The organism is Lactobacillus sp., from assembly GCF_051893255.1.
Taxonomy (GTDB): domain Bacteria; phylum Bacillota; class Bacilli; order Lactobacillales; family Lactobacillaceae; genus Lactobacillus.
This window is the reverse complement of sequence record NZ_JBJFHB010000090.1, coordinates 1-1,357: the sequence shown is the minus strand read 5'-3', so window position 1 is coordinate 1,357 and position 1,357 is coordinate 1. Positions and strand designations below refer to the sequence as shown.

The window sequence follows — 1,357 nt, the reverse complement described above, 5'->3', positions numbered from 1 at the left end:
ATTGAATCAGACACGATTGGTGAAGTTAAGATCCCTAAGGATGCTTTGTGGGGCCCACAAACTGAAAGAAGCCGCAACAACTTCCCATCAGGTGAATTGATGCCACTGGCAATCATCCGCGCTTTCCTACACTTGAAGAAGGCTGCTGCTGAATCAAACGTGGAAGTTGGCGACGAACCAGCTGACAAGGGTCAAGCAATCGAAGAAGCAATCGACCAACTCTTGGCTTTGAGCGACGAAGACCTGCGCAAGGACTTCCCACTTCACGTTTTGCAAACTGGCTCAGGTACCCAAACCAACATGAACGTGAACGAAGTTGTTGCCAACCTCGCTAACAAGCTGCATCCAGGCCTGGGCATCTTGCCAAACGACGACGTTAACCGTGGCCAAAGCTCAAACGATACTTACCCAACTGCCATGAACATTGTGGCCGTTGAAGCCGTTGACAAGCTGGAACCAGCTATTCAGCACCTGATTGACGAATTGAAGGTTAAGCAAGACAAGTACTGGAAGACTGTTAAGGTTGGCCGCACCCACTTGCAAGACGCAACTCCACTTACTTTTGGCCAAGAAGTTTCTGGCTACATCTCAGCTTTGAAGCACGACCTGGCTTACATTCAAGAATTGAAGCCATCTCTTTACGAATTGGCTATCGGTGGTACTGCCGTTGGTACTGGCTTGAACGCTGCTCCTGGCATGACTGAAGCCATCGCCGGCAAGCTGAGCGAAGTTTACGGCCACGACTTCAAGGTTGACACCAACAAGTTCTGGGGCTTGGCTCACCACTCAGCCTTGAGCGTGATGCATGGCGCCTTCAAGACCCTGGCAAACGACATGTTCAAGATCGCTCAAGACATTCGCTTCTTGGCTTCCGGCCCACGTGCTGGCTACGGCGAATTGAACATCCCAGCCAACGAACCAGGTTCATCCATCATGCCAGGTAAGGTTAACCCAACCCAAGCTGAAGCCGTAACCATGGCTGTTGCCCGCGTTTTGGGCAACGACGTAACTGTCAACTTTGCAGCTAGCCAAGGCAACTTCGAAATGAACGTCTTCAAGACGGTCATGATCGCTGCTTTCTTGGAATCAGCTGAAATCTTGACTGGCACCATCACTGGCTTTGCTGACAAGATGATCCACGGCTTGACGGTCAACGAACAAAGAATGGATGACCTTTTGGAAAACTCCTTGATGACGGTTACTGCTTTGTCACCAAAGATCGGCTACCACGAAGCAGCTGTGATCGCCCAAACTGCTCAAAGAGAAGGCACCACTTTGAAGGAAGCTGCCTTAAAGAGCGGTAAGGTTACCGAAGAACAATACGATGAATGGATGGACTACATGGCCATGACCAACA

Annotated in this window: 1 protein-coding gene; it reads left to right on the top strand. The window is 50.3% G+C overall.

The features are described 5' to 3' along the window. Positions 1-1,357, top strand: a 1,357-nt coding sequence (locus ACI4WN_RS08515) for a class II fumarate hydratase (RefSeq protein WP_439777811.1), incomplete at both ends; no start/stop codon positions are given.